Origin of the sequence: Streptomyces olivaceoviridis, from assembly GCF_014650115.1 — a bacterium.
GTDB classification, from domain to species: domain Bacteria; phylum Actinomycetota; class Actinomycetes; order Streptomycetales; family Streptomycetaceae; genus Streptomyces; species Streptomyces olivaceoviridis.
Map to the genome: position 1 here is coordinate 1 of NZ_BMUI01000100.1, position 1,651 is coordinate 1,651.

At 41.5% G+C, this 1,651-nt stretch carries 1 protein-coding gene; it reads left to right on the top strand.

The features are described 5' to 3' along the window. The first annotated feature begins 92 nt into the window (after positions 1–92). Entirely contained in the window at positions 93–1,526 is a 1,434-nt protein-coding gene (locus IE273_RS45570) for a form I ribulose bisphosphate carboxylase large subunit (protein ID WP_189214503.1), read from the top strand. The last annotated feature ends 125 nt before the right edge of the window (positions 1,527–1,651 follow it).

The following is a 1,651-nucleotide window of genomic DNA, read 5'->3' on the forward strand; positions in this document are numbered from 1 at the left end:
ATTTTTGCTAAAGTTTCATTTACGCCTAATTAACATCGAGTAGACCCTGTTATTGTGAGAATTCTTAATTCAAGAGTTATAGGGAGGGACTTATGTCACCACAAACAGAAACTAAAGCAGGTGTTGGATTTAAAGCTGGTGTTAAAGATTATAAATTGACTTACTACACCCCAGAGTATGAAACTAAGGATACTGATATCTTGGCAGCATTCCGAGTAAGTCCTCAGCCTGGGGTTCCGCCCGAAGAAGCAGGGGCTGCAGTAGCTGCCGAATCTTCTACTGGTACATGGACAACTGTTTGGACTGATGGACTTACCAGTCTTGATCGTTACAAAGGACGATGCTATCACATCGAGCCTGTTGCTGGGGAAGACAGCCAATGGATCTGTTATGTAGCTTATCCATTAGACCTATTTGAAGAGGGTTCCGTTACTAACATGTTTACTTCCATTGTAGGTAACGTATTTGGTTTCAAAGCCCTACGTGCTCTACGTTTGGAGGATCTACGAATTCCCCCTACTTATTCAAAAACTTTCCAAGGCCCGCCTCATGGTATCCAAGTTGAAAGAGATAAGTTGAACAAGTATGGTCGTCCTTTATTGGGATGTACTATTAAACCAAAATTGGGATTATCCGCAAAAAATTATGGTAGAGCGTGTTATGAGTGTCTACGTGGTGGACTTGATTTTACCAAAGATGATGAAAACGTAAACTCACAACCATTTATGCGCTGGAGAGACCGTTTTGTCTTTTGTGCCGAAGCTATTTATAAATCACAGGCCGAAACCGGTGAAATCAAGGGGCATTACTTGAATGCGACTGCGGGTACATGTGAAGAAATGATTAAGAGAGCTGTATTTGCAAGAGAATTAGGGGTTCCTATTGTAATGCATGACTACTTAACTGGGGGATTCACCGCAAATACTACTTTGGCTCATTATTGCCGCGACAATGGCCTACTTCTTCACATTCACCGTGCAATGCATGCAGTTATTGATAGACAGAAAAATCATGGTATGCATTTCCGTGTATTAGCTAAAGCATTGCGTATGTCTGGGGGAGATCATATCCACTCCGGTACAGTAGTAGGTAAGTTAGAAGGGGAACGCGAAATGACTTTAGGTTTTGTTGATTTATTGCGCGATGATTTTATTGAAAAAGATCGTGCTCGCGGTATCTTTTTCACTCAGGACTGGGTATCCATGCCAGGTGTTATACCGGTAGCTTCAGGTGGTATTCATGTTTGGCATATGCCAGCTCTGACCGAAATCTTTGGGGACGATTCTGTATTACAATTTGGTGGAGGAACTTTAGGACATCCTTGGGGAAATGCACCTGGTGCAGCAGCTAATCGAGTGGCTTTAGAAGCCTGTGTACAAGCTCGTAACGAAGGGCGCGATCTTGCTCGCGAAGGTAATGAAATTATCCGAGCAGCTTGCAAATGGAGTCCTGAACTAGCCGCAGCTTGTGAAGTATGGAAGGCGATCAAATTCGAGTTCGAGCCGGTAGATACTATTGATAAGTAGATAAAACTAAAGATAAAGAAGAGAAGGTATAAATAAAAAAGAAACGAAATAAAAAGAGAAAAAAATAAGTTATGAAATGCAGTAATTCTTCTTTATTCTTCTAATTGATTGCAATTAAACTCGGC

What these genes read in the sequence shown, in the direction of transcription:
- IE273_RS45570 (WP_189214503.1), top strand. Translation starts at nt 93, where the DNA reads ATGTCACCACAAACAGAAACTAAAGCAGGTGTTGGATTTAAAGCTGGT.